This window comes from Geobacillus thermoleovorans, assembly GCF_001610955.1.
GTDB classification, from domain to species: Bacteria; Bacillota; Bacilli; order Bacillales; family Anoxybacillaceae; genus Geobacillus; species Geobacillus thermoleovorans.
The window spans coordinates 1,429,070-1,456,066 of the sequence record NZ_CP014335.1; the positions used below are offsets into that span (position 1 = coordinate 1,429,070).

Consider the following 26,997-nt stretch of genomic DNA (forward strand, 5'->3'; position numbering starts at 1 on the left):
GATGAGGCGAATAACGTTAAGAAAGCGGTTTTTAGTGCAAGTATTTTCTTTGCTTATCGTCATTGCGTGCCTGTTTGGTATGTTGCAAGTTTATTTTATGAATCGGCAAATCGAAGCCGATATTTATGAAAAGTCGTTGCTCATAGCTCGCGGCGTCGAGCAAGGGATCGAGGAAACAGAGCTGGCGTCGAAAATGATCGAGCACCAAATTGACTTGCAAATGGTAGCGGTCGCACGGCATATCGGCGATCTTCTCCGTACGCCGGAAGCCCGACATATTCGCCATGAGCAGTTGGAAGAGATGAAAGAGAGGTTTCAACTGGCCGGGCTGACGATTTTTGAACGAAAGGGCGACGATATTGTAGCGACGAAGTCGACGGATCCAAAAGATATTGGATTCAGCACCAAAAGTTACGGAAAAACCGTGTATGCATACGCGGACACCCTCTTAAAAGGGGGAATGCCGCGGGTTGCCGGGGAGGAAGGGTATGCGAGCCAAAACATCTTCGTGCTCCCAATTGTCCAATCCGGCTCCCATAAGGACAAGCCGCGCTTTTTTAAGTACGCCTACTATCATCCGCCCGGATCGGATTATATTATTAACCCGTTTATTCAAGCGGGGGACGTATACCAGTTCACCAAGCAGGCGGGTCCGGATCAGTTGATCGAACAAATCAAGCGAAGAAGCTCCTATATCAAGGATATTTCCGTATTAAATGCGGCGGTATTTAAAAACCCTGCTTTGGAAACAAACTTTTATCCGCCGGTGAAGAAAATAGAATACGGCGAGTTTAAGTACCATACAAAACAAGATATTGATATGATGAAAGAGTTGGTAGACAATCCGGCAAAAAAACTGTCTGTCCAAGAAGTCAACAGCGAAAAACTGTATAAAGTTTTTCTGCCGATCAGCGATCATCGCATTCTTTATTTAGTGTTGGACTATCAAAAAATGACTGCGCCATTCTATAACTATTCGATTATTTTAATCGCTTCAAGCTTATTGTCTTTGCTGTCGCTGTTTGTAGTGACGATTCCATTTTTTAACCGCATTTATGAAAACATTCAAAAACTGAAACGGCAAATGCAACAGTTGGCGGCTGGGGATTTGACGGTAAAAAGCCATGTGAAGGATGGCAGCGAGTTAGAAGAACTTTCAAACGATGTGAATCAAATGGTTCAAAAGCTGAATGTGCTCGTCACAGACGTAAAGGAGCAGGCGGTCAAAACTCAGCGTTCATCCGTCGTGCTTGAAGCAGAGGCTTCGCGGTCGGTCGAGAAAATGTATGAGTTGGCCGTGGGAACAACGCTTCAATCGAGAGAATGGCTGAATGAAATCCATGCATTTTTAGACGAAATGGCAAATGTATTAAAAGCATTTCCGGGGGATCAAAAGGTGATGACTGTTTTGGAGAAGGTTGAGCAAATGAGAGTGATCGCCAATGACCGAACGGCGGTAGTCACAGAGATGACGATCCAATTGTCTGATTTACTGAAAGAGCTTCATGGTCAGTCAAAAGAGCTTTCATACATCTCTAATGCGCTGCTTCAACAGATGAGCCGTTTTATCCTTTAATTTTGTTTAGATAGGAGTGAAAAACAGCTGCTATGGGGTTACAGATCGGGTTGCACTTCGATGATGAGGCAGCCAATTTGGAAATCAGGGGAATACTTGATATATCGACCGCCCATATATTGGAAGGTTATATACAAAAGCTTATAGGCATCAAGGGGTTGACTATTGATCTTTCTGGATTGGAATTTATTGACTCTACAGGGGTTGGAGCGATCATGGAAATCATTTATCATTCCATCGAACATTCATTTTCAATCGAACTAAAAGGGATGAGTGGGCCAATACACGAGATTTTAGAAACGGTCGGTTTATTGACGATGTTGGAGACGATTGCCGGGAGGGCGGTTTGATGTATTTCAGTGAGAACATCTATCTATACGGTCGGCCGCTCGCCAATAAACCGGATATGGAGAAATGGCTGGAGCGAGAAATTCAGTTGGCGAAAAATATTCAAACGAAATTGTTGAATGGCTCGGTTCCTGATGTAAAAGGTGCAGAAGTGAAGGGCCTTTCCATTCCAGCTAGGTTGATTGGCGGAGACTACTATGATTTTTACCCGCTCGGCAACGGAAAAGTCCGTATCGTGATTGGCGATGTGATGGGAAAAGGGATTCCCGCGGCAATGTTAATGATTTTGACGCGCGGAGCGTTTCGCAGCGCCTCAGAAAGCAGTAAAAGCCCAAGTCAGACGCTGACGGCGATGAACAAAGCTCTCTGTCAAGATTTGCGCTCCTTGAAATCGTTTGTCACACTAGTTTGTGCTGATTGGGACCCGCATACGAACGTTCTGACATATGCGAGCGCCGGCCATATGATGCCTTTGCTGTTGAAAAGCAAAGAAAGGAAAGTCGTTGAACTTCCTAAGACGTTGGGGATCATGGTTGGCGCGTTCCCTGAATATGTGTATGAAGAAAAAGAGATCGCTCTTGAAACGGACGATGTCGTGTTGTTTTATACTGATGGCATTATCGAGGCGGAAAACCGGAAAAAGGAGCAATTTCAGCGTGATCGTCTTATCCGCGCATTATTAAAATACGCCAGCTGTCCAGCGCATCAGGCGGGGCAGCGTGTGATAGAGGATATTTACACCTTTACGGAAGGCGCTATGCAAAAAGATGATATGACCATGGTGATAGTAAAAATTCATCAAGAAACATAAACTTTTGGCAAGGGGGGGGCGGCGATGGGGCAAACGATCATTTCGAAAGGAAAAAACATCGATGAGGCGATTCACGTTGGCCTAGCGATTTTGCAAAGCAAACGTGAAGAGGTGCAGATCGAAATTATCCAACGGGAAACAAAAGGAATTTGGCGCATCGGTTTCAAACCAGCAATTGTAAAGCTGACGAAAGTAGAAAGGCAGGTTGAGCCGTCTAGCGTTGCTGAAGAAGAAAAATCCGATTCGGCCAGTGTGGGCGGAGCGCGGTCCAAAGTAACTGAGGATCATTTGAGCGGAAAAGCATGGGTACGAGGAGGGCAAATTTTTTATCGTCCATCGCCGCTATGCTATCCGACCATTACCGTGGGGCAAGGCGTTCTGCTTTTTAAAAATGGCGAGCCAGTGACGGGGACGACGGTCATCACGGAAGGCGACCAATTAGAAATACAAACGGCGGAGGAAACGGTCGAGACAAAATGGGATATCATCGTTGATGAAGACAAGCTGCACGCCATCTTGCGCATAGAGCCGGGGGTGAAAAAACGCTTTCAAATAAAAGATATCGACCCTGATTACCATATTGAGTTAAAAGCCGAACAGCACATTGAAGTGCAAAACACTCTCGAGTACAAACCGGTTTTGCAAAAACTAAAATCGTTGAATATTGTCCAAGGGCTTGATTTTATCGCGATGGCTGAAGCGGCCAAAACGACAAAACCGGGTGATTTCGTCATTGCTAGAGGAGTGAAACCGCAGCAAGGAAAAAACGGTTGGGTGGAGTTAACGGTCAATTTGGACAGTAAACAGGCGGGGCCGAAACTGCGGGAAGACGGCACTGTTGATTTCCGCGAAGTAAACAATATTCCTTCCGTTCATCCGGGGCAAGTCATCGCGATCGTTCATCCCCCGGTCCCGGGCGTTCCGGGCGTGACGGTGACGAATGAGCCGATTCCGCCTAAACCTGTCTACCCGGTGGCTGTCTATTTAGGAAAAGGAGTAACGGCGATTGAAAATGGAACGAAAATTGTGGCGTTGGCCAACGGGCGGCCCGTATTTCGGCAACAAGGGCTAGATGTGCATATATTTATAGTGGACAAGCTTACTCATCAAGGCGACGTCGATTTAGGTTCGGGCAATATTCGGTTTCATGGCGACGTCGACATTACCGGCAACGTCGAAGACGGGATGAGCGTCGAGGCGGAGGGCAATATTACGATATTTCAAAATGTCACTCGAGCGACGATTACGTCAAAACAAGCTGTCTTTATCAGACGAAATGTCATTGGAAGCGTCATCTCGGCGGGAACAGGCCATATACTGACTTCCGAGCTCGCGCATTTGTTAATCACAATCGAAGGATATATTGAAAAAATGATTTCCTCTATAAAGCAGCTAGTCAGTTCTCCGGCGTTTAAAAGGACAGATTGGAAACAGAACGGACTGTTCCCATTAATCAAGCTTTTAATGGATTATAAATTCCGCCCTTTAGTTGCAGTAGGGCACAAGTATATTGAGGTGACCAAAAGGGGCGACCGCCAGCAGTTTCATCCGGTTTGGTTCGATTTAGCTGAGCGGTTTCAACGCTGTTTTTTCTCGAGCATCCCGAACGAGCTCCATTCCCTTGAACAGCTCGCCAAGCTGCTTGAGGACATAAAGACAACAATGAAACAATACACGGATGTCAATGGCGAAAGCAGTTATATCGAGATGGCCTACGCGTTGAATAGCACGATCTACTGCAGCGGCGATATAACCGTTTTTGGCCAAGGATGCTATAACTGTACGATTCATTCCGGCGGTTTTCTAAACGTAAAAGGGGTTATGCGCGGCGGCCGCGCCTACGCCCGAAAAGGGGCGTCTATTCAAGAGGCTGGTTCGGATTCCGGGGTCGTTACACACATTGCCGTGCCTGAGGGCCAAACAGTGAGATTTGGTGTGGTGAAAGAGGGGACAATAGTTCAAATCGGTAAAACAGCTTACACGTTCCAAAAAGAACATCGCCAAATTGAAGCGGCGTTAGACGAAAACGGACAAATGATTTTCGATTAAAAAAGTTGAGGGGGATACAATGTTTTTATATGAGTTGGCGAAAAATGGGCAGAATGTAGATGTTTATTTTAAAGGGGACTTAGATATTGAGGCAACAGAGGCAATGGAAGCGATGTTTCAAGAAATCAGGTGTTTCCATACGGTTTCTTTCGATTTGTCAGCTGTCCCTTTTGTTGATTCGACGGGGATCGGGCTGCTCGTTCATTTCATTGATGCCTTAAAGGAGGACGGAAAACAAGTGATGATTTTCGGAATACAACCGGAAGTAAATGAAGTATTTCGCATTGTTCAGTTAGAGGAAATTTTAGGAGTGCCGATGTTCTGTCAATCGCGAGGGGATCAGTTGGAATAGGAGGATAGAAAGAAGGGAAGGAAGCAATGAATGATTTAAAAATCGTGATTGCTGATGATGATGCGTCTTCAAGAACGATTTTGCGGCATTTTATCCACTTATTCCCCAATTACAACGTTGTGGCTGAGGCGACAAGCGGAGAGGAGTTTTTGCAGCTTGTGCTCCAAGAACAGCCGGATATTGTATTGGTCGATATCAATATGCCTGGGCTCGATGGCATGGAGGCGGTCAAGATATGCAGGCAGCTTTTGCCTGCCCTCCAGGTGATTTTTATTACTGGATACGATGAATTTGCCGTAGAGGCTTTTGAAGTGTCCGCTACGGATTATATCGTGAAACCGATTGAGCGAACGCGTCTCTTTTATGCGTTGGAAAAGGCCCGCAAATTGATTGAAATGGCCAAGCAATGCGCCGCTGTAAAAGCGAAACAGCCGAGCAAAAGGCTTGGAATCCGATCGAAAAACTCTATTGTTTTGCTGCCGATGGAAGATATTTTATTCGTGGAAAAGGAAAGCAGAAAAACGGTCATTCACACGGCAAATGAGCAATATGAAACAACGGAGACGCTGAACGAAATTGAAAGGGAGCTGGACAATTGTTTTTTTAAGACTCACCGCTCTTATATTATCAATTTAAAAAAAATAATAAAAATTACCCAAGTTGGCGAAACGTATTTGGCTCATTTTTTCGATAGTGAGAAAGTCGCATATATTTCGAAACTGAAATTTCATGAAGTGCAGAGAAGAATTTTCGATATGAATAATTAGGTGAGTTTTTCAGCAGGAAGCAGAGAGCAGCACGGAATTGCTGAAAGACAGCGCTGGGCAACCTACAATCAGCATAGGAATCGTTGTTTGCCCATCGGATGGAAACACCTCGAAAAAAGTTGAGCGTCCACGTCGACCAGGTCTTTATCAAGCAAAGGGGGAGCGCAACAATTATACGTTTTATGGCCGGAAGGTTCGAAGGCTTGTCAAGAAGGCTCTATATGATCCGCAGGTGTTAGCAAGGAACATCGATGCCAAACATGAAGGATGTCCTCAAAAAAAGCGGGACATCCTTCTTTATTGTCGGCACTACTTACTGAGAAGCCTCTCCTCTTGAAACAGAAGGTGAGAGGAGAAAGTTCGGAGCGGGACAGCCTGTTAAGCCAGTCTCGAGAAGAGATCAAATAAGCCCCAACCATCTCGCCAGCTGTGCGGTCGTAAAGGTGACCGCAATGGCAATCGCTGTCGGCAAGGCAAAGGCGACGAACGTCCATTTCGCGCTTTTCGTTTCTTTGTAAATGTTGACGAGCGTCGTGCCGCATGGGTAGTGAAGCAGGGAAAACAGCATCATATTGAGGGCGGTGAGCCACGTCCAGCCGTGGTCAAGCAAAATTTGTTTTAGAGAATGCAGGCCATCGACTTCAGTGAGCGCCCCCGCGGATAAATAGCCCATCAGCAAAATCGGCACGACAATTTCATTGGCTGGCAAGCCTAAAATGAACGCCATCAAAATGTAGCCATCCAATCCCAATGCTTTGGCAAATGGGTCAAGCCAGTCGGCTAAATACGCCAGCACGGTCGTATCTCCCACGTGAACGTTGCCGAGCACCCATGTCAGAATGCCGGCCGGCGCCGCAACCGTTACCGCCCGTTTCAGCACATAGAGTGATTTGTCGAGGGTGGCCCGGATGATCGTCTCCATGATTTTCGGGCGTCGGTACGGCGGCAGCTCCAGCGTGTAATGGGTCGGAATGCCGCGCAAGGCCGTCTTGGATAAGACCCATGAAACGGTCAACGTGACGACGATGCCAAACAACACCATGGCGACGACCACACCCGCCGTAACGAACGTTTTCCATCCGCCTGTATAGCCGGCTGCCATAAATAAGGACGAAAGCAGGATCAGCGTTGGCCAACGTCCATTGCAGGGGACGAAGTTGTTGGTCAAAATGGCCAGCATTCGTTCGCGCGGTGATTCGATAATGCGCGTCGACATGATGGCCGCCGCGTTGCAGCCGAAGCCCATGGCCATCGTCAGTGATTGTTTGCCATGCGCCCCCGCTTTTTTAAACAAGCGATCCATGTTAAAGGCGACACGCGGCAAGTAGCCATAATTTTCGAGCAAAGCGAATACGGGAAAGAAAATCGCCATCGGCGGCAGCATCACGCTGACGACCCAAGCCGTGCCGCGGTATAGGCCAAGTACAATGAGGCCGTGCAACCAGTCGGGGGCGTGAATCGCTTGAAAGGCCATGGTGAGATACGTTTCGATCGTTCCGAACAAGCGGGCGAGCGAATCGGAAAATACGTTGGCGCCGGCGATCGTCATGTAAAGGACAGCGGCGAGAAGCGCCAGCATAATTGGAAATCCCCACCGCTTCGACGTGACGATCCGGTCAATCTGTTCCGTTCGATCACGTTTCACGCTCTTCGTATGATTGACACATTCTCGATAAAGCTCGGCCGATGTTTGAAAGATGGCGGCAACGATTTGCTCGCGCACATTGTCCGGCGCCAATGATTTCGCTTCTGTCATTAAGCGGTCAAATCGATTTGATGGATCCGCAGCAGGCATACGCGTTCCCCTCCTTGATCAATGGTTGCGGCGGTTGTTTCAGCGCTTGAAGCAGCGATGTATCGCCGTCAAGGAGACGAAGAGCGATCCAGCGAGCAGGATACGTGTCTCCCATCACGTCTTTCACGAGTGGAAGAAGTTTGGCAATGCCTCGTTCGATTTCCGGGCTGTACCGGATGGAAAGCGGGTTGGTGTTGATGCGGCCATGCGCCATGGCATCCACTGTATCAAGCAGTGCATCGATTCCTTCCCGGTTGCGGGCCGAGATCGGCACGACCGGCACGCCGAGTTTGACGGCTAATTTTTTTGTATTGATATGAATGCCTTTCTTTTTCGCTTCATCCATCAAATTGATAGCGATAATGACGCGGTCGGTCATTTCCAATACTTGAAGCGCTAGATTCAAGTTGCGTTCTAATGCCGTAGCGTCGACCACAACGACCGTGACGTCAGGACGTTGAAACAGGAGAAAATCGCGCGCCACCTCTTCATCGGCTGAATTGGAATAGAGCGAATACGTTCCCGGCAAGTCGACGATCCGGTACAACGTGCCGCGGTGGCGGCATTCTCCTTCCGCATGAGTGACCGTTTTCCCGGGCCAGTTGCCGGTATGTTGGCGCAGGCCCGTTAAGACGTTGAACAACGTGCTTTTGCCGGTGTTCGGATTTCCCATTAAGGCAATCGTATACGTCATATCAGTCATGGCTGATCTTCTCCCCGTAAATATAGTCACTTTCTTCTTTCCTTAATGCGATCGTCGTTCCACAAACGCGATAGGCGGTCGGGTCGCCAAGCGGGCTTCTTTGTCCAACCTTCACTTCCCCGCCGGGTACAAATCCCAAATCAAGCAACCGCCTTTTTAACATAGGATCAGGAACATCAACCTTTTCGATGCGAAATCGATCGCCCGGTTTCATATCGGAGAGGCGGCAACGTTTTCCTTGTGCCATAAAAGTTTCCCTCCGGTTAATATTTTTTATAAAAGACATTTTTTTTGCTTAGACCAACTTTTGTGTTTATCATATTCCAGTTGCCTCGCTGTTGTCAACAAATTTGTTTCATCTTTTTCTGACAGAGTTGTCGAACTGGCGACTATTCAAAACAATAGGAAATCATGTTATCATATGAATAGTCTGAACAAACTATCGGCAGAAAGGCGGTGACGGCGTCCATTGACGCACGATGAAATGAAAGCGATTACGGAAGGGACGATTCTTTGGCAGCCGACGGAGGAGCAAATTCGGCAATCGAACATTCGACGGTATATGGACTGGCTGAAAGAGAAAAAGGAGTTGTCATTTAACTCGTACCGCGAACTATGGACATGGTCAGTTGAGCATCTTGAAGAATTTTGGGAAACGGTTTGGGAATATTGTGGTGTTCAGGCGGCAACGCCGTATGAGTGTGTGCTGCGGGAGCGGAAGATGCCAGGGGCGGAGTGGTTTCCAGGCGCTGCGCTCAACTATGCGAAACATATTTTCCGGCATGCGCGCGCCGACCGCCCGGCCATCATTTTCCGCTCGGAACGCGTGCCGTACCGGGAAGTGTCATGGCAGGAGCTCGGCGAAAAAACGGCGGCGATCGCCAAAGCATTGCGAGCGATGGGAGTGAAGCGCGGCGACCGCGTCGTCGCTTATATGCCGAATATCCCCGAGACGGTGATGGCGTTTTTGGCGTGCGCCTCGATCGGCGCCATTTGGTCAAGCTGCTCGCCGGATTTTGGCGCTGGCAGCGTCATTGACCGGTTCGCGCAAATCGAGCCGACTGTCTTGTTTGCCGTCGACGGCTGCCAATACAACGGCAAAGAATTTGACAAAATGCCGGTCGTATCCGAATTGCGCGCCAAATTGCCGTCATTGAAAAAGACGGTGCTGCTTCCGTATTGGCGCGGGCAGATGGAAGCACCGGATGAGGGCGTCGTGCTGTGGGATGATGTCGTGGCGGACAAGGCGGAGCTCGTCTATGAAGACGTTCCGTTTGACCATCCGCTTTGGATTTTGTATTCTTCGGGAACGACCGGTTTGCCGAAGCCGATCGTCCAAGGGCATGGCGGCATTTTGCTTGAACATTTGAAAGCATTGACTATTTCAGAAAACTTGACGAAAGACAGCGCGTTTTTCTGGTTTACGACGACTGGATGGATGATGTGGAACTTTCTCGTCGGCGGACTGCTGGCCGGGTCGACCATCGTGCTCTATGACGGCAGCCCGACGTATCCGGATGGCAACGTTTTATGGGAGCTCGCCGAGAAGGCAGGCATCACCCATTTCGGCACAAGCGCGGCGTTTATCAACATCTGCATGAAGCTCGGCCTGAAGCCAAAAGAGCAATATGACTTGTCAAAGCTCGAGGCCGTGCTCTCGACCGGTTCGCCGCTGACGGTCGAAGGGTTCGCCTGGGTGTATGAAAACGTCAAGGATGACATTTGCCTGGCATCATGCAGCGGCGGAACGGATGTGTGCACCGCGTTTGTCGTCGGTTCGCCGATTTTGCCGGTGCGCGCCGGCATCCTCTCGTGCCGCGCGTTGGGCGCGGATGTGCAGGCGTTTGACGAAAACGGCCAGCCGCTTGTGAATGAAGTCGGTGAACTTGTGATTACAAAACCAATGCCGTCGATGCCGCTCTTTTTCTGGAACGATCCAGACGGCGAACGGTATCGGAACAGCTATTTTGACACGTACCCGGGCGTCTGGAAGCACGGCGACTGGATTAAAATTGACGAACAAGGGGGATGCGTCATTTACGGACGCTCCGACTCGACGATCAACCGCGCCGGCGTCCGCATGGGAACGAGCGAAATTTACCGTGCGGTCGAAGCGGTCGACGGGGTGTTCGAAAGCCTCATTGTCGATTTGGAAATGATGGGCAAGCAATCGTTTATGCCGCTGTTTGTCGTCCTCAAGCCGGGCGCAGTGCTCGATGACGAGCTGAAAGAACGCATCCGCCAATCGATTCGGCAACACGTCTCGCCGCGCTTTGTTCCAGATGAAATTTACGAGGTGAAGCAAATTCCGAAAACGCTAAATGGAAAGAAAATGGAGATTCCGATCCGGAAACTGCTCTTAGGCTTCCCGCTCGAAAAGGCAGTCAACCCGGGCTCAATGGCCAATCCAGAGGCGCTCGACTTTTTCCTCGAGCTGGCGAAGACGCTGGCGGCGAAGACGCAGATAAGCTGAAATGCGAAAGGTTGTTATTAAGTGACGATGCTTAATAACAACCTTTCTATGTATTAGTGAATTATAAATAGAGGAGTCGGGGGCATGGAAGAAAGCAAGCGGACTAGGCCAGTTTGGAAATCCATCGGTGATTGAGGAGCGGACGACGGTGAAAGAGATGTTGGGGCGATGAGACGAGACGGTGTCCGTTTTCATGATGAGAAAGTCCGGAAGATCTGTTTAGGAGAACCTTCCGGGCTTCATTTGCGGCGACGATGATTCGGAGTTTTAGTATGACGTAAGCAGGGGGATGTTGTTTGATGATGGCTATGTTCACACAGGATATGGAACAAGCGTTAAACGTCGAAGAGATCAACGAAATGGAGCGGACTGACGTCTAGTACATATTGAGCGCCGTCTTGACCCGCTTGATCTCCTTTTTGTTTTCGAACAGCTCTTCAACTAAAATGTTTTGGCCGTTGGCGACATCGGTGATCCGTTTGTCCATGTCGGCCACTTGCTGGCTTAATTGGTTGAGTTGTTCATTCGTTTGCTGCACTTGTTTGGCGAGCTGGTCGACTTGCTCATGAGTTTGCTGTACTTGGTGGTTCAGCTGCTGCACTTGGCTGTTAAGGTGTTGGACTTGTTGGCCCAGTTGCTGCACTTGCTCGTTTGTTTGTTGCACCTGTTGGCCCAGTTGCTGCACTTGTCCGTTCGTTTGTTGCAGCTGCTCGGCAAGTTCTTTAATGGCTTGCCAAATCATTTCATTTGTAATGTCCCCCATTCGACAATCCCCTTTCTCGTTCGATTCTCTCTCTATTATACATGACGAAAGATGGGAACGATAGAGAAAAGATGGCGAAATGTTTTTCTTTGCGGCGCGCCCCCTCGATGTGATATAACAAAAGAATGTCAACAGCACAAACAGTGGAGGATGGGGACTGTGATCCGTGTCAGCCATTTGCATAAATCGTTCCGCGTCCATCGCCGCGAAGCGGGATGGCTTGAGGCGGCGCGCAGTTTATGGCGGCGCGACTACCGCGTCATTGAGGCGGTGAAGGACGTTTCGTTTACGATTGAAAAAGGGGAGATTGTCGGTTTTTTAGGGCCAAACGGGGCGGGGAAAACGACGACGATGAAAATGCTTGCCGGCCTCTTGCATCCGACATCAGGAGAGATCACGGTCGGCGGGTTTGTGCCGTTTGAGCAAAAGCCGGAGTTTAAAAAAATGATGAGCTTGGTGATGGGGCAAAAAAGCCAGCTCATTTGGGACATTCCGCCAATGGAGACGTTTTTGGTCAATAAAGCGATTTATGACATCGACGATCGGGCTTTCCGCCAGACGCTCGAGGAATTGACGGAACTGCTCGACTTGGCGCCGCTGTTGGACAAGCCGACGCGCAGTCTGTCGCTCGGGCAGCGGATGCGCTGCGAGCTGGCGGCGGCGCTTTTGCATCGGCCGCAAGTGTTGTTTTTGGATGAGCCGACGATCGGGCTTGACGTTCATACGCAAGAAAACGTGCGTCGCTTTATCGTTGACTACAATCGGGAGCACGAGACGACGATTTTGTTGACATCGCATTACATGGGTGATGTTGCAGCGCTTTGCGACCGGGTGATGATCATCAACTACGGGCGATTGATTTACGACGGGGAACTGTCAGTGCTGACGGAGAAGCTGGCGCCGTACAAGCGATTGGAAGTCCGGTTTTCACGGGTTCCGGACATGGATTGGGGAGAGTATGGCGAAGTGGCGGAAATCGAAGAAGGAACAGTCGTATTGCGGGTGGCGCGCGAGAAGGCGGCGGGGACAGCAGCGCGGTTATTAGAGCGGTTTGATGTCCGCGACATCAATATTGAAGACCCGCCGCTTGAGGAAGTGATTACGCGCGCGTTTCAGGAGGAGCGTGTATGATTCGCAAATATATCGCTTTGTTGCGGATGAAATACATCGAAATGCTCGCGTATCGTTTGGCGACGTTCGTCTGGATGACGGGTGCGATCACGCAGCCGCTGATCACGATGTTTGTCTGGATGAACATTCATCCGGAAGAGAGCGATTCGTTTGTCTTTTATTTTATGGCCGTCATTTTTGTCGAACGAATGACGAGCGCGTGGGATGTATGGGAGCTGGACCGTGAAATTCGCGAAGGGACGTTTTCGAATTGGTTGCTTAGGCCGCTTCACCCGATCCATTGGGCGATCGCGGAAAACATCATTTATAAATGGCTGTTTGCCGTCATTTTAGTGCCTGTCTGGGTAGTGGCAGCGACATTTTGGCCGGCGCTTCGTCCTCACATGACGGCAAGTCAAATCATGTTGTTTTTGATGGCGGTTGTATTGGGTGCGGCGCTTCGTTTTTTGCTTAGTTACTCGTGCGGGTTGCTTGCGTTTTGGATGACGAAAGTGGCGGCTGTGTACGGCGTGATCGACGTCATTTCGTTGTTTTTGTCAGGACGGATCGCGCCGCTTGGGCTGCTTCCGCCGCAGCTTCGCGAATGGAGCGAGTGGCTGCCGTTTCGCTATATGATCAGTTTTCCGATCGAAATCGCCACCGGGGCGGCGGATGGAGGAGAGTTGGCGCGCGGCTTTGCGATCGCCGCCGGGTGGATGATGGCGCTGATTGGTGCTTTGCAATGGCTGTGGAAAGCGGGGATGAGAAAAAATCAGGCGGTAGGTGGATGAACATGCGGCGATACGGGCGGGTGTTCCGCGAGTTTTTCCGCGCTTGTTTGGTCGAGGAAATGGAATACCGGAGCGAATTTTTCGGCAATTTTATCGCCAGCTTTTTTGGCATCGCAATCGCTCTGTTGACCGTCCATATCTTTTTTTACCAGACGGATCGCTTAGGCGGCTGGACGTATGGGGAAGTGCTTGTGCTGCTCGGCGTCTTTAATACGCTGCGCGGATTCATCGATTTTGCGCTCCGCCCGAACATGCCAAGGCTGCTTGAGCATGTCAGGCGCGGCACGCTCGATTATATTTTGACGAAACCGGTCGACAGCATGTTTTACGTCAGCTTCCGCCACCTTGTCTTTTGGCGGCTTATCGATGTGGCGCTTGGCATCGGCGTCATCGGCTTCGGCTTGTATGTTGAACGCTACGTGCCATCGGCGGCCGACGTATGCATGTTTCTGATCGTGATGGCCGCTTCTCTTTTGCTCATTTATTCGCTATGGATGATGTTGATGACGACCTCGTTTTGGGTCGTGCGCATCGATGACTTGTCGTTTATTTTCGATTCGTTTTTTGATACGGCCCGCTTTCCCGGCAGCATGTACCGCGGGGCGGTGCGGTTGGTGATTACCTACATCTTGCCGGCGGTGTTGATCACCAATACGCCGGCTTTGGCGCTGCTTGGAAAATGGCGCATCCCGACAGCGCTGGCGGCTTTGGCTGCGGCCATTCTCTTTTTATGGCTGGCCCGTCGCTTTTGGCGGTTTGCCTTGCGCTTTTACACCGGGGCGGGCGGGTGAGGAAACGGCTCCTTAGACAGGGGCTTTTTTCTTTTGTCATGGTGATTTCGCCAGGGAATCAGCGGCGCGTATATCGACCCATGCCGTCCGATTCGCTTCTGGCCGCCATGAATAATGGAAAAGCGTTTCAGTGCTGATGACCTGTGCGTTCGGTCGACTGTCTCTTTCTTTGCATTGGCTTAGGATGTCTCCTTTCGCCGACGGCTCCCAGATCCATTTTTTCCATATTGATGGTTGGATGGCGGAGAGAATGGACACGGAGAAGGGGGAGGATGACTGTTTCTTTGCTTTCATATTCGTTGACTTTTACGTAAACGTCAATTAAAATAAAATTCAGAATATTGATTCTAGAAAAGGGATGGCCATGCACTATTTCACCATTTCCGATTTGGCGCAAGAGTTTGATGTGAGCACACGGACGATCCGCTATTATGAAGAACGCGGATTGCTCTCCCCAATCCGGACCGAGTCAGGGCAGCGGCTGTATACGAAAAAGGAGCGGGCGAAACTCAAGCTCATTTTGCGCGGCAAACGGTTCGGCTTTTCGCTTGACGAAATTCATGAGATGATTGCGCTGTTTGATGAGGATCGCACGGGGAAGAAACAGCTTGAAAAAACGGTCGAATACGGGCGGCGGAAATTGAAGGAGGTGAGCGAGCGGATCGAGGATTTGCTTCAGCTGAAGGCGGAGATGGAAGCGCTGCTTTCCGATTTTGAACAGCGATTGCGAGAATGGGAGGAATCGGATGGATGAACATTTCAGAGCTGCTCGCCCGGAATGCGAGGAAATTTCCAGAGAAAACGGCGGTCATCGAAGGAGAATCATCGCTGTCGTATGCCGAGGTCAACTGCATGGTCAATCGCTTGGCCTCATCATTGGCTCGGCTTGGTGTCGGACGCGGCGATAAAGTCGCGCTGTATATGCCCAATACCAAAGAGTTTGCCGTTTCGTACTTTGCTGTTTTGCGCCTTGGCGCGGTTGTTGTGCCGATTAACGCGCGCTTGACGGCGGCTGAGGTGCAGTATATTCTCGGCCATAGCGAGGCAAAGGCGCTCATCGCCCACGATTGGGTGCATCAAGTGCTCGCCCCGCTTGTCGGTGGAAGCGATGGAATCTGGGTGAAGACCGGGAAGGCGGAAGGCGGTTGGCTGTCGCTCGAGGAGTTGATCGATTCGGGTGATCCAGAAGAGATCGTCTGCCCAGCCAAAGAGGATGATGAGGCGACGATTTTGTATACATCGGGGACAACGGGGCGGCCAAAAGGGGTGTTGTTCACGCATCGCAATGTGATCACGGTTGCGGACATGATCGTGATCGAAACGAAAATCGACCGTCAAAGCCGCCTGCTGCATCTCATGCCGCTCAGCCACTCAGCGCCGCTTCATTTGTTTTTCATAGGCGGCACGTACGTCGGTGCGACCCATGTCCTAGCGCCTGCGTTTTCCCCGGATGCGTTGCTCGAACTGGTCGAGCGTCACAAGATCACCCACTTTTTCGGCGCGCCAGTGGCGTATTTGTTGACGGCGAAGCATCCGCGGTTTGACGAATACGACCTTTCTTCGGTCCGTTGCTGGATGTACGGCGGGGCTCCGCTGTCGCGTGAGGAAGTGAAGTTTGTCGCCAGCCGCTTTGGCGCCGGGCGGATGATGTGTTTATACGGTTTGACCGAAGCCGGCCCGAACGGGACGTACTTGTCTCCTGAGGAGCATGGCGAAAAAGCGGGGAGCGTCGGCCGAGATGCCGCTCTTCATTGCGAGGTGGCCCTCGTCGATGAGAACGGACAGGAAGTTGCGCCCGGCGAGGTCGGGGAGATCGTGCTGCGCGGGGAGAGCATCATGAAAGGATACTACAAGGACGAAGAAAAAACGAACGAGGTGATCAAAGACGGCTGGCTGTACACCGGCGATTTGGCGCGCCGCGATGAAGACGGCTACATTTGGATCGTCGACCGGAAAAAAGATGTCATCATTTCCGGCGGTGTCAACATTTATCCAAAGGAAGTCGAAGATGTGCTGCGAACGCATCCGGCGATCGCCGATGTTGCCGTGATCGGCGTGCCGCATCCGGAGTGGGGCGAAACAGCAAAAGCGTTTGTTGTATTGAGCCAACCTCTCGAACCGCTTGCGGAAGAGTGCAAGCGTTTCCTATCTGACAAGCTGGCTGACTATAAAATTCCGCGTCTGTATGAGGCGATCGCTGAACTGCCGCGCAATGCGACGGGAAAAGTGTTGAAACAAGTGCTGCGGATGTGGGAGACGACGGCGCAGGGAGCACAGGGACGATAAGAAGAGGGGAAAAAGGGGAGAGACGATGAAACCGCTTTATGAAGTCGATCCGAATTTGCTGGCGAATTTGAAACGGCATTTGGATGACGAATTGTATCGGTATGCGGAAGAAAAGCTCGCGTCGTTTTACGAATTTTGCTTGACGGACGTCGACCGCCGCGCCGTGCACACCGACCGCGAAGGGCAGCCGCGCCTCATCAAGTACGACCGGTTTGGGAACGACATTTCCGAAGTATGGGTAAACGAAGGATACGTGCAGACGGCAAAACAGACGTACGAAACGGGCATTGTCGGTTATGTGCACAAACCGATTCCCGAGCTTGGAAGAAAAGGAAACTACATGTATTCGTACGCCCAAGGGTACATTTTATCCCAAGCTGAGCCCGGGTTTTATTGTCCGGTGACGCTGACGATGGCAACCGCCTATGTGCTTGAACATTTCGCCGACGACGAGTTAAAAGCACGGTACTTGCCCCATGTCACTTCCACCGGTGAGGTCGAACTGTATGAAGGGGCGACGTTTTTAACCGAGCGCCAAGGCGGGTCGGACGTTGGCGCCAACGCGGTGCGTGCTGTGCCGTGCGGCGACCATTATAAACTATATGGGGAAAAATATTTTGCCAGCAATGCCGGCCGCTGCGGCGTGGCGCTCGTATTGGCGCGCATCGACGGGAGCGGGCCGGGGACGAAAGGGCTGAGCTTGTTCCTTGTCCCGTGGCGCAAAGAAGATGGGACGTTAAACGGCATCTCGATTCGCCGCCTGAAAGATAAGTTAGGAGTGCGCGCCGTGCCGTCGGCCGAAGTCGTGTTTGACGGGGCCGAGGCGTATGTGGTCGGCGATCCGCGGAAAGGCTTCTACTATATGATGGAAGCGCTTAATCTCTCGCGCGTCTGCAATGCGGTTGCTTCCGTCGGCATCATGAAGCGGGCGCTTGAAGAGGCGAAACAATACGCTGAGCGACGCACTGCCTTTGGCCATGTCTTGACGGATTACCCGATGGTGCGCGAGACGCTTGCCAATTTGACGGCGAGACAGGAAGTGGAAACGAGCGCCTGCTTTGACATGATCGCCTTGTTTGACCGCGTCATGGCCGCGCCGCATGAAGCGAGCGAGGCGGAGAAAGCATGGCTCAGGCTGCTGATTGCGCTCCTTAAGATGCGCACCGCCGAAGAGGCAATCGCGTTCAGCCATGAGGCGATTGAAATGCATGGAGGCAACGGGTATATTGAAGATTTTGTCACGCCACGCCTGTTGCGCGATGCGCAAGTGCTGACGGTTTGGGAGGGGACGGCGAACATTTTGGCGCTCGAGGTGCTGCGGTTGATGCGCAAATATCGCATCCACGAACGGTTTGCCGCCGAGATGCAGGAGCGCCTTGAGCGTTTGGCAGCTGACGTGAAGCCGCTCGCCCGCCCGGTCGAAGAAGGGCTTAAGGAATGGGGGGCAGCACTGGCGCGTCTTAACGGCCAGTCGGAAGAGGTCCAGACGTTCCACGCGAAAGCGATCGCCAATCGGATGTGCGATCTGTATTTGAGCATCATCGCCCTTGAACGCGGGCAAGAAGACGAACGGAACAGGTTGATCGCTGAGCTGTTTTTGCGCCATGTTTGGGAGCGCGGGCTCGTCGATGAACGCATGACGTCGGTGCGCGAGTTTGACTTGATCGTCAGATGTAAAGGAGCGTCTGCGCCGCTCGCGCATTCGTAAGTTGGCGGCATGAAGCGGGCCATGGGCGAAAGGGATGTTCGTTTTTGGCGGACATCTCTTTTTTTGACTGCCAAATGAGCAATTCAACAAGTAGGATGAAAGAAAGGAAGGGGAAAACGGACATGGAAGTGGTGCGCACGCCGCGCCGGACAAAACGGCGCGTTTGGATTTCTGCGGCCATTGGCGTTGTCATTTTGGGGTTGCTCGCCTGCGTCGGTTTGTCCGTTTATGTCGGCTGGCAGCTGACGCATAAACCGCGCGAGCCGGTTACCATGACGCCGAAAGACTATGGCATGGCGTATGAAAGTGCGACATTTACAAGCAAAGATGGGAAAACGGCGCTCGAAGGCTGGATCATTCCGCCTAAAGGAGCGGCGAAGATGACGGTCATTTTTGCCCATGGGTATGCCGGCAACCGGATTCAGAAAAACGTGCCGTTTTTGCCGCTCGCCAAGCGGCTTGTTGACGACGGGTACCGCGTCATCTTGTTTGATTTTCGCGCGAGCGGCGAGTCGGGAGGCGATATGATTACGATCGGCGTCAAAGAGAAAGACGATCTGCTTGGCGTCATCGATTACGCGAAGCGGCACTATCGCGAGCCAGTCGCCTTATACGGCGTTTCAATGGGGGCGGCGACATCGATTTTGGCGGCGGCAGAAGACAGCGATGTTCGCGGGGTGATTGCGGACAGCCCGTTTAGCGACCTCGAATCGTATTTGCGCGCCAATATGCCGGTATGGACGCACTTGCCCGATGTGCCGTTTACGTATTTGATTTTAGCGATCGTCCCGGCGCTTGCGGATTTGGATTTGGGTGTGTCTTCGCCCATCCATGCGGTCGATCGTGTCGCGCCGAGGCCGATTTTGTTCATCCACAGCAAAGACGACCGTTCGATTCCATACAAAGAAAGTGTGAAGTTGTACAACACCCATCCGCATGCGTTTCAACTATGGCTGACGGACAAAGCGGATCATGTGAAAAGTTTTTCTCTCTACAGCGATGAGTATGTAGAAAGAGTGTCGGCGTTTTTGCGCTCATTGGTAAAAACTTCTTCGTAAGGCGGCTGCGATTCGTGTTCGGCCGCTTTTTGTATTATAATGGAAGAAATAGAGAATGAAGATGGCATTGATCAACGAATCGAGGAGTGAATGCCATGTGCGGTCGGTTTACGTTGACAGTTGATTTGGAAACATTGCGGGCGTTGTTTCGTTTCCGTTATCAAGGTTCGCTTGCGCCTCGGTTCAACATCGCCCCGAGCCAGGAGGTGTTGACGGTCATTGTGGAAGAAGGGGAGCGAATCGGCAAAATGATGCGCTGGGGGCTTGTGCCGTTTTGGGCGAAAGATGATCGCATCGGTGTCAAAATGATCAACGCCCGGGCGGAAACAGTCGATGAGAAGGCGAGTTTTCGCCATGCGTTCAAGCGGCGGCGCTGTTTGATTTTAGCCGATGGATTTTATGAGTGGAAAAAAGAGGGATCGAAAAAAGTGCCGTATCGGTTTACGCTTGCAACGGATGCGCCGTTTGGGTTTGCCGGTCTGTGGGAGCGCTGGGAGGGAGCGAGCGGGCCGCTTGAGACGTGCACGATCATGACGACGAGGGCGAACGAGCTCATCGCCCCCATTCACGATCGGATGCCGGTCATATTGCCTCCCGAGCAGCATGAAGACTGGCTGGATCCGCGTTTAGACGACAGCGAGTATTTGAAATCGTTGCTGCGTCCGTATCCGAGCAGCGAGATGCGCATGTACGAAGTGGCGCCGCTGGTCAACTCGCCGAAAAACGACGTGATCGCCTGCATCGAGCCGGTCGACAGCCGGTCAATGGAGGGAACGTGATGCATCCTGTCATCTTATTTGATGGCGATTGCCTGTTTTGCCATGCGAGCGCACACTGGATCGCCGCCCGCGACCGCCAGGTGGTGTTCCGCTTTGCGGCGCAACAGAGCGCCGTTGGTCAAGCATTGTTAGCCAAGCAGGAGATGTCAGCGGGAGACAGCGTCGTCCTCATCGAGAACGGGTGCTGTTATGTAAAATCTGATGCTGTCCTGCGCATCGGACGTCGTCTTGCTTGGCCTTGGAATTGGCTGGCAGCGTCTGGATTTCTCATCCCTCGGCTGTTGCGCGATCATATATATGACACGGTCGCCAACCATCGGCATCGTCTCACTCTGAAGCGCGATCATTGTCAGCTGCCGCCGCCTGAGCTGCGATCCCGCTTTCTTGATGAATGGCCGCTGTGGTGAAGAAGGAAAATACGCCCGTTTGTCGTATTGAAAAGGGAAAGAAACGTGGGAGGGGAAATGGATATGGCAAACGGAACAACACGGTGGCTTGATGAATGCACGCCTCGGGCGCTTGAGCGTTTTGCCGATGAATTGATCGCTATGGCCGAGCAAAGGGAGAACGAGGATCGGCGCCGGTTTTACGAAGGGATGGCGGTGGCGGCGAAACTCATCGCGCTCCGTTGGGAAGGAAAATGTGCCTATATTGATGATCATTTGCTTGATAACGTATACGAGGCGTTGGCTGTCTTCTCATTGGAAAAACTTGAGGAAACGCTGGCCTTGGAGGCAGAAGAGGCGCATGGCGGCGGCCGCTGCTCGTTTTGTCTCAAAGAAAAACCAAGGCTGGCCAAAGGTCCGCTGGCGGCAATTTGCGACGATTGCCTGCAGTTTGGGCTGCAAGTGATCGCCAAGCAGCCGTAATCGAGGCGGCGGTCATCGTGAAGGCGATGGCCGTCGTTTTTCTGCATAGCGGATAAGCGGGTAGGACAAGGCGAGCAACACGGCGATAAAGGGATGACGCCGCTCCAATGAAAATGCGCCTAGACGCAGCCGCCGGCTGTTCCGGCAAGGCTTCCCTAAATCATACATTGATGATGGGAAGGCGCGGCAGGGAATGCCAAACGTTTCATGAACGCTCCATGAAGACCGTTCCATCGGACATCGTGGTTCGTTCTCAAAGCCTGATTCTCCCATGGCCAACATGTGCAAAAGATGGAGCGCCAAAGGGGACGAAGGCCAAAAGAAGAGAGGAGGAAGGAGAATGATTCCGGTCGTAACATCTGATGAAATGTACGCCATCGACCGAGAAGTGACGGAGCGGATCGGCATCAGCGCTGATTCGTTGATGGAAAACGCAGGGCAGGCGCTGTTTCGGGTGCTGAAAGGGCGGATTCCGCGCGCTGATAGGGTGGCGGTGCTTGCCGGGGCGGGCAACAACGGCGGGGATGGGTTTGTCGTTGCCCGTATGTTGAAAAGCTGCGGCTACGAAACCGATGTATGGCTCATTCCACCAAAGGAAAAGGTGAAAGGAGCGGCGCGCACCGCGCTTGAGGTGTACGAGCGGTCCGGGTATTCGTGGATTCCGTATGAAGGGAATGAACAAGAGTTTGCGATGCGTGCGCCGCACTACGACGTGATCATTGATGCGCTCCTTGGCATCGGCGTGAAAGGCGAGGTTCGCTCTCCGTATCAAGAAATCATTGAACAACTGAACCGCTCGCGGGCTGTTGTGTATGCAATCGATGTGCCAAGCGGGGTGCCGGCGGATGGCGGTGATGTCGCCGCGGCCGTTCGCGCGGATATGACGCTCACCATTCAATGCCCGAAGCTTGGGGCGTACACATTCCCAGCGGCCGATTATTACGGGGAACTCGCTGTTGTAGATATCGGCATTCCGCCGCTCGTGGTCAAAACGAATGCAGCCCGTCGGTTCGTGTGGGAGCGAAGCGATGTCATGCGGACGATGCCAAAGCGGAGGCGGTCCTCGCATAAAGGAACGTATGGCAAACTGCTTGTAGTCGGCGGATCGAAAGCTATGGCAGGAGCAGTGACGCTCGCCGCCAAGGCAGCGCTGCGAAGCGGGGCCGGACTTGTGACCATGGCTGTTCCAGAAACAGTGTACGAAGCGGTTGCCAATCGGATGCCCGAGGCGATGTGCAGGCCATGGCCGGCCGAAGGGGGAGCGTTTGCCGGCGCGGCCGATTGGAACGGGCTGGATGTCGATGCGCTCGCCGTTGGTCCAGGCATGGGGAGAACGGAAGGGGTGCGCCGTCTTGTTGGGGAGTTGGTGCGAAAGCCGGTGCCCCTTATCCTCGATGCCGATGCCCTATTTTTCTGGGATGATTACGCCGAACAGGTGCGCCGCCGAAGCGCGCCGACGGTGATCACCCCGCATCCGGGGGAAATGGCGCGCATCGTCCGTCGCTCCATTCGCGAGGTCGAGCACGACCGCTTTGGGTTATCCAAGCGGTTGGCGATGGAATATGGCGTGTATGTCGTGTTGAAAGGGCCGTATACGATTGTTACGGCGCCGGATGGATCGCAATATGTCAACACGACCGGCAACCCGGCTTTGGCGAAAGGCGGCAGCGGTGACGTGTTGACGGGCATCGTGGCGGCGTTTTTGTTGCAGCACGAGGCGGTGCAGCCTGCGGTGAGCAATGCGGCGTTCGTGCATGGAAAGGCTGCTGATTGGCTTGTTCAACACGGTCATTCGCCTTGGGATGTATTGGCGTCGGACGTTGTGGAGGCCTTGCCGGCTGTGCTCGCTTCGCTGGCGTGATCAACCGGTCCATTGAAAGGGGCGCTGGGGGATGAAAACGATCCAGCTGGCTTGCGAATAACCGGCTGGCGTTTTCTTTCTCCCAGCCTTCTGCGCATAAGGCATGTGGTTCGGGCGCAAACTTTACCGCTGAGGCCGTATTTGCGGCTGCAGCTGTAATCGTTGGTTTATCAGCCGACAATCTTCCACTGATCGCTGGGCTGCGCCCTTCACGCGCTTGAAGCGGGAGTCTTCTTTCGAAACGATGATCAACGTTGCGGAAAGGCGGAAGTTCCATTTTTGGACAAACATGGATATCATGAATGTAGAAATAGAAGAAGGGAGATGGGAGTCATGCCGCAATTTGTTTGGCTCGAGACGGAGGAGGAAGTAAGAAGCGCTTTTCCGGTCATGCGGGAGCTGCGCACTCATTTGGATGAAGAAACGTATGTCGCGCTTGTGCGTGAAGCGCAAGAAAAAGAAGGGTATAAGCTTGCGGCGTTATATGATCAGGACAAAATGGTTGCCGTTGTCGGATTCATGCCGATGATCACGCTCTATAACGGCCGTTTTATTTGGGTTTGCGATTTGGTCACGACATCAGCCGAACGTTCGAAAGGGTATGGAAAAGCGTTGCTGTCGCATGTGCACGAATGGGCGAAGGAGCACGGCTACGGGATTGTCTCGCTGTCATCCGGCCTGCAACGGGTTGACGCCCATCGCTTCTATGAGGAAAAAATGGAATATCAAAAAGTGAGTTATGTGTTTTTGAAACGCTTATCGATTTGAATCCGACGGCGTCCGTTCAGCGGGCGCTTTTCATTTTGTGGTAGAAAGTTGTTCCACTTTTCATTATAATAAAAAATATATAACTCGTATTTTGGAATTAATATTCTGATATTCGGAACAGAGGGACAATGATGAATAAAACGGTCTTAAAAACAAAAGAACTGCTTGATTTGTTTCTCGATTGCGAACGGTTGACGCTGCCGGAAATGGTCGAGCGGCTTCGGATGCCCAAAACGTCGGTGTACCGGATGGCGCAGTCGCTTGTTGTCCTTGGTTTTTTGCAAAAACGAGGCGATTACTATGAGCTCGGTTTAGCCTTCTTGACGTTTGGCGCGCTCGTCGCCGAGCGGCTCGATATTCGCCGGGCGGCGCTGCCGGTGATGAAGCGGCTGAAAGAGGAGACGAACGAAGCGGTGAATCTTGTCATTCGCGACGGCGATGAGGCGCTGTATATTGAAAAAGTCGAGACGTCCGAGCCGGTGCGCGTCTATACGAAAGTCGGGCGGCGCGCCCCTCTGTATGCCGGGGCGTGCCCTCGTGTCTTGCTCGCGTTTATGGACAAGGCGGATCGGGAACGTTATTTAGAACAAGTCGAGCTTGTCAAAATCGCCAAACATACGGTGACCGACAAAGAAGCGCTGCGCCGGTTGTTGGAAGAAGACCGGGACCGCGGCTATACGGTCAGCTATTCTGAGCTGGAAAACTATTCGGCCGCCGTTGCGGTGCCGATTTTCAACCATGAAGGCGCGGCGGTTGCCGGGCTGAGCGTTGCCGGGCCGGAACAGCGCTTTTCGCCAGATGATGTGGCGCGCATCGTTCCGCGATTGAAGCAGGCGGCGATGGACATTTCGCGCGAACTCGGCTTTCGGGGGAAGGGATGACGGTGGAGTATACGTTGTTTCCATTATGCGAATATGCGGTGACGGTTCGGTTTTCAGACCGCATTGACGAGGACGTGAATGATATCGTCCACCAAACGGCCGCCCGGCTTCAGGCCGAGCGAAAAGAAGGCATCGAGGAGATCGTGCCGGCGTTTTCGTCACTCACCATCTACTATGATCCATTGGTGATCGATTACATCGGCATAGGCGCATGGCTAAGGAAAAACATCAGGCGGTCTGAACAAGCGGTGCGGCGTTCGGCGCGGACGGTCGTCATTCCCGTCTGTTACGGCGGCGAATTCGGTCCGGATTTGCCGGATGTCGCTCGTTTCCATGGGATGACAGAAGACGAAGTGATAGCGCTCCATTCGGCCGGACGCTACCGAGTTTATATGATCGGCTTTTCTCCTGGATTTGCCTATTTAGGAGGGCTGTCGCCGCGCTTGGCGACGCCAAGGCGGTCGGTGCCGCGCACAAAAGTGCCTGCCGGTTCGGTCGGCATCGCCGGCGGACAGACGGGCGTCTACCCGCTTGCGACGCCGGGCGGCTGGCAACTGATCGGTCGAACGCCGCTGAAGCTGTTTGACCCGCACCGAGAGAAGCCAAGTTTGCTTGCGGCTGGCGATATCGTCGCGTTTCAGCCGATTGGGGCTGATGAATTTGCACGTTGGAGCGAGGAACATGATTGACGTCATCGAGGCTGGGTTGTTTACAACCGTGCAAGATGGCGGGCGTTTTGGCTACCGGCATGCCGGCGTGCCGGCGGGCGGGGCGATGGATGCGTGGGCGTATCGCCTGGCTAATGCGCTTGTCGGCAACAACGGTGATGAGGCGGTGCTTGAGGCGACGATGGCCGGACCGACGCTTCGGTTTCGCGTCGAGGCCGTCGTTGCGGTATGCGGCGGCGATTTCCCGTGCACGCTCAATGGGCAGCCGATTTCCCTTTGGAAACCGGAGATCGTCAAATCGGGCGATGTGCTCGAAGTAGGGGTGTGTCGGACGGGGTTTCGGGCGTATATCGCTGTATCAGGCGGCATCGACGTCCCGCCCGTGATGGGCAGTCGTTCCACGTACGTTCCAGCCCAGCTTGGCGGGCTTTCAGGCCGCCCGTTGCAGCGGGGCGATGCACTGCCGGTCGGCGTTACTCATGGGCGTCGTGTTATCGGCCGGATGCGTTGGGGTCTTGCTTCGGCCGCCCGCCGCTATATTGGTGGGAAAACGAAAACGGTGCGCGCGGTTCCCGGTCCGGAGTATGACGAATTTACGCCGGCGAGCCGCCGCCAGTTTTTCGCCGCCCGCTATGAGGTGACGACGCAGTCCGATCGGATCGGCTATCGGCTTTCTGGACGGGCGTTGGCGCTTGTGCGCGAGCGGGAGATGGTCTCGGAAGCGGTCGTTTTCGGCACGGTGCAAGTCCCGGCATCCGGCCAGCCGATCGTATTGATGGCGGACAGCCAGACAACCGGCGGCTACCCGCGCATCGCCCAGGTTGCGTCTGTGGATTTGCCGATTCTCGCGCAGGCTCGTCCGGGTGACTTTATCCAATTTCAGCCGATCGAGCCGGAAGAAGCGATGTGGCTTTATCGGGAACAACAGCAACGGCTGGCTCGATGGATTGCGGCCATTCGCCGTCAATGGGAGGGAGAACGGTGAGGACGATTGATTTGAATTGCGATTTCGGCGAAAGCTTTGGGGTGTATAGGCTTGGGCAGGAAGAAATCTTATCGTACGTGACCTCTGTCAACATCGCCTGTGGGTTTCACGCCGGCGACCCGCTCATCATGCGGCGGACGGTGCAACTCGCCATCCAGCATGGCGTTGCCATCGGCGCCCATCCGGGGTTTCCGGACTTGTTTGGCTTCGGACGGCGCGCCATGGCCGTTTCGCCAGAGGAGGTATACGCCTATGTAGTCTACCAAATCGGCGCGCTGGCTGCGTTTGTGAAGGCGGAAGGCGGCGTGATGACGCATGTTAAGCCGCACGGCGCCTTGTACAATATGGCGGCGAAAGACGCGGCGCTGGCCGAAGCGATCGCCAAAGCGGTGCATGATGTCGATCCGATGCTTGTCTTATACGGCTTGTCGGGAAGCGAACTCATCCGCGCCGGCCGCGCCTGCGGCTTGCGGACGGCGAGCGAAGTGTTCGCCGATCGGACGTATCAGGCGGACGGTTCGCTCACCCCAAGAAGCGATCCGCGCGCCATCATCGCGGATGAAGACGAAGCGGTCACGCAAGTGCTTATGATGATCCGCGACCGGCGCGTTCGCTCGGTGCAAGGGACGGACGTGGCGATTGAAGCCGACACCGTCTGTCTCCATGGCGACAATGAACAGGCGGTGCGATTTGCCAAGCGGCTCTATCAAGCCTTGCAAAACGAAGGAATCGCCATTCAGGCGCCGCGCCGAGAGGAAAGACGATGAAGAAAGCCGGAACACCATATTTGGCGCCCTTGCCGTCT

Annotated in this window: 27 protein-coding genes; 23 read left to right on the forward strand and 4 right to left on the reverse strand. The window is 52.8% G+C overall.

Features of this window, described 5'->3' with window-relative positions; all coding sequences use genetic code 11:
• Position 1: 1 nt before the first annotated feature.
• From GT3570_RS07110 to GT3570_RS07135, 6 genes are all read left to right on the forward strand, one after another.
• A complete protein-coding gene (locus GT3570_RS07110) occupies positions 2–1,576 on the forward strand; it encodes a HAMP domain-containing protein (protein ID WP_011230972.1) in 1,575 nt (524 codons plus the stop codon).
• A 32-nt stretch (positions 1,577–1,608) separates the two neighbouring features.
• Entirely contained in the window at positions 1,609–1,926 is a 318-nt protein-coding gene (locus GT3570_RS07115; RefSeq protein WP_011230973.1) for an STAS domain-containing protein, read from the forward strand.
• An 86-nt stretch (positions 1,927–2,012) separates the two neighbouring features.
• Positions 2,013–2,735, forward strand: coding sequence for a PP2C family protein-serine/threonine phosphatase (locus GT3570_RS07120; protein ID WP_236620442.1), 723 nt, complete (start codon positions 2,013–2,015; stop codon positions 2,733–2,735).
• Between the two features lie 24 nt (positions 2,736–2,759).
• Positions 2,760–4,784, forward strand: a complete 2,025-nt coding sequence (locus GT3570_RS07125) for a FapA family protein (protein ID WP_041467991.1) — start codon at positions 2,760–2,762, stop codon at positions 4,782–4,784.
• A 19-nt stretch (positions 4,785–4,803) separates the two neighbouring features.
• Positions 4,804–5,136, forward strand: a complete 333-nt coding sequence (locus tag GT3570_RS07130) for an STAS domain-containing protein (protein WP_011230975.1) — start codon at positions 4,804–4,806, stop codon at positions 5,134–5,136.
• Positions 5,137–5,162: 26 nt separating this feature from the next.
• Positions 5,163–5,903: a LytR/AlgR family response regulator transcription factor gene (locus GT3570_RS07135; RefSeq protein WP_023634114.1), complete on the forward strand. Its 741-nt coding sequence runs from the start codon at positions 5,163–5,165 to the stop codon at positions 5,901–5,903.
• A 400-nt stretch (positions 5,904–6,303) separates the two neighbouring features.
• Here GT3570_RS07135 and GT3570_RS07140 read toward each other — a convergent pair whose 3' ends face one another.
• From GT3570_RS07140 to GT3570_RS07150, 3 genes are read right to left on the reverse strand one after another with little or no spacing between them, the layout of a single operon-like run.
• Positions 6,304–7,698: a nucleoside recognition domain-containing protein gene (locus GT3570_RS07140; RefSeq protein ID WP_062898580.1), complete on the reverse strand. Its 1,395-nt coding sequence runs from the start codon at positions 7,696–7,698 to the stop codon at positions 6,304–6,306.
• Positions 7,667–8,401, reverse strand: a complete 735-nt coding sequence (locus GT3570_RS07145) for a FeoB small GTPase domain-containing protein (protein ID WP_011230979.1) — start codon at positions 8,399–8,401, stop codon at positions 7,667–7,669. Before GT3570_RS07145 ends, GT3570_RS07140 begins: the two co-directional genes overlap by 32 nt.
• Complete coding sequence (locus GT3570_RS07150) at positions 8,394–8,648, reverse strand: FeoA family protein (protein WP_011230980.1); 255 nt, start codon at positions 8,646–8,648, stop codon at positions 8,394–8,396. The genes GT3570_RS07145 and GT3570_RS07150 overlap by 8 nt, the downstream gene beginning before the upstream one ends.
• Positions 8,649–8,885: 237 nt before the next feature.
• On the opposite strand from GT3570_RS07150, the gene GT3570_RS07155 reads away from it, so the two are divergent.
• Complete coding sequence (locus GT3570_RS07155) at positions 8,886–10,874, forward strand: acetoacetate--CoA ligase (protein WP_062899092.1); 1,989 nt, start codon at positions 8,886–8,888, stop codon at positions 10,872–10,874.
• Between the two features lie 376 nt (positions 10,875–11,250).
• Here GT3570_RS07155 and GT3570_RS07160 read toward each other — a convergent pair whose 3' ends face one another.
• Positions 11,251–11,637: a coiled-coil domain-containing protein gene (locus GT3570_RS07160; protein ID WP_062898581.1), complete on the reverse strand. Its 387-nt coding sequence runs from the start codon at positions 11,635–11,637 to the stop codon at positions 11,251–11,253.
• 159 nt (positions 11,638–11,796) lie between these two features.
• Here GT3570_RS07160 and GT3570_RS07165 point away from each other — a divergent pair, with 159 nt between their 5' ends.
• The 16 genes from GT3570_RS07165 to GT3570_RS07250 all read left to right on the forward strand — a co-directional run bounded on the left by GT3570_RS07165 (position 11,797) and on the right by GT3570_RS07250 (position 26,959).
• A complete protein-coding gene (locus tag GT3570_RS07165; RefSeq protein ID WP_011230983.1) occupies positions 11,797–12,768 on the forward strand; it encodes an ABC transporter ATP-binding protein in 972 nt (323 codons plus the stop codon).
• Positions 12,765–13,538, forward strand: coding sequence for an ABC transporter permease (locus tag GT3570_RS07170; protein WP_011230984.1), 774 nt, complete (start codon positions 12,765–12,767; stop codon positions 13,536–13,538). Before GT3570_RS07165 ends, GT3570_RS07170 begins: the two co-directional genes overlap by 4 nt.
• Before the next feature lie 2 nt (positions 13,539–13,540).
• Positions 13,541–14,329, forward strand: coding sequence for an ABC transporter permease (locus GT3570_RS07175; protein ID WP_011230985.1), 789 nt, complete (start codon positions 13,541–13,543; stop codon positions 14,327–14,329).
• Between the two features lie 364 nt (positions 14,330–14,693).
• Positions 14,694–15,083 (forward strand): MerR family transcriptional regulator, encoded by a 390-nt coding sequence (locus tag GT3570_RS07185; RefSeq protein ID WP_011230986.1) that lies wholly within the window; start codon positions 14,694–14,696, stop codon positions 15,081–15,083.
• Positions 15,080–16,615, forward strand: a complete 1,536-nt coding sequence (locus GT3570_RS07190; protein ID WP_014195650.1) for a class I adenylate-forming enzyme family protein — start codon at positions 15,080–15,082, stop codon at positions 16,613–16,615. Before GT3570_RS07185 ends, GT3570_RS07190 begins: the two co-directional genes overlap by 4 nt.
• A 25-nt stretch (positions 16,616–16,640) precedes the next feature.
• Positions 16,641–18,323 (forward strand): acyl-CoA dehydrogenase family protein, encoded by a 1,683-nt coding sequence (locus GT3570_RS07195; RefSeq protein WP_011230988.1) that lies wholly within the window; start codon positions 16,641–16,643, stop codon positions 18,321–18,323.
• 122 nt (positions 18,324–18,445) lie between these two features.
• A complete protein-coding gene (locus tag GT3570_RS07200) occupies positions 18,446–19,381 on the forward strand; it encodes an alpha/beta hydrolase (RefSeq protein WP_011230989.1) in 936 nt (311 codons plus the stop codon).
• Between the two features lie 95 nt (positions 19,382–19,476).
• Positions 19,477–20,160, forward strand: a complete 684-nt coding sequence (locus GT3570_RS07205; RefSeq protein ID WP_014195652.1) for an SOS response-associated peptidase — start codon at positions 19,477–19,479, stop codon at positions 20,158–20,160.
• Positions 20,160–20,567: a thiol-disulfide oxidoreductase DCC family protein gene (locus tag GT3570_RS07210; protein WP_062898582.1), complete on the forward strand. Its 408-nt coding sequence runs from the start codon at positions 20,160–20,162 to the stop codon at positions 20,565–20,567. Before GT3570_RS07205 ends, GT3570_RS07210 begins: the two co-directional genes overlap by 1 nt.
• Before the next feature lie 63 nt (positions 20,568–20,630).
• Positions 20,631–21,029 carry a hypothetical protein gene (locus GT3570_RS07215; RefSeq protein WP_021322568.1) on the forward strand — a complete coding sequence of 133 codons (399 nt, stop codon included), beginning with the start codon at positions 20,631–20,633 and terminating at the stop codon, positions 21,027–21,029.
• 340 nt (positions 21,030–21,369) lie between these two features.
• Entirely contained in the window at positions 21,370–22,890 is a 1,521-nt protein-coding gene (locus tag GT3570_RS07225; protein WP_011230993.1) for a bifunctional ADP-dependent NAD(P)H-hydrate dehydratase/NAD(P)H-hydrate epimerase, read from the forward strand.
• A 333-nt stretch (positions 22,891–23,223) separates the two neighbouring features.
• A complete protein-coding gene (locus GT3570_RS07230; RefSeq protein ID WP_011230994.1) occupies positions 23,224–23,658 on the forward strand; it encodes a GNAT family N-acetyltransferase in 435 nt (144 codons plus the stop codon).
• 131 nt (positions 23,659–23,789) lie between these two features.
• Positions 23,790–24,539: an IclR family transcriptional regulator gene (locus GT3570_RS07235; protein WP_013145506.1), complete on the forward strand. Its 750-nt coding sequence runs from the start codon at positions 23,790–23,792 to the stop codon at positions 24,537–24,539.
• Positions 24,536–25,228, forward strand: coding sequence for a 5-oxoprolinase subunit PxpB (gene pxpB / locus GT3570_RS07240; protein WP_013145505.1), 693 nt, complete (start codon positions 24,536–24,538; stop codon positions 25,226–25,228). The genes GT3570_RS07235 and pxpB overlap by 4 nt, the downstream gene beginning before the upstream one ends.
• Complete coding sequence (locus GT3570_RS07245; RefSeq protein WP_014195657.1) at positions 25,221–26,192, forward strand: 5-oxoprolinase subunit C family protein; 972 nt, start codon at positions 25,221–25,223, stop codon at positions 26,190–26,192. The genes pxpB and GT3570_RS07245 overlap by 8 nt, the downstream gene beginning before the upstream one ends.
• Positions 26,189–26,959 carry a 5-oxoprolinase subunit PxpA gene (locus tag GT3570_RS07250; RefSeq protein WP_062898583.1) on the forward strand — a complete coding sequence of 257 codons (771 nt, stop codon included), beginning with the start codon at positions 26,189–26,191 and terminating at the stop codon, positions 26,957–26,959. The genes GT3570_RS07245 and GT3570_RS07250 overlap by 4 nt, the downstream gene beginning before the upstream one ends.
• Positions 26,960–26,997 lie beyond the last annotated feature (38 nt).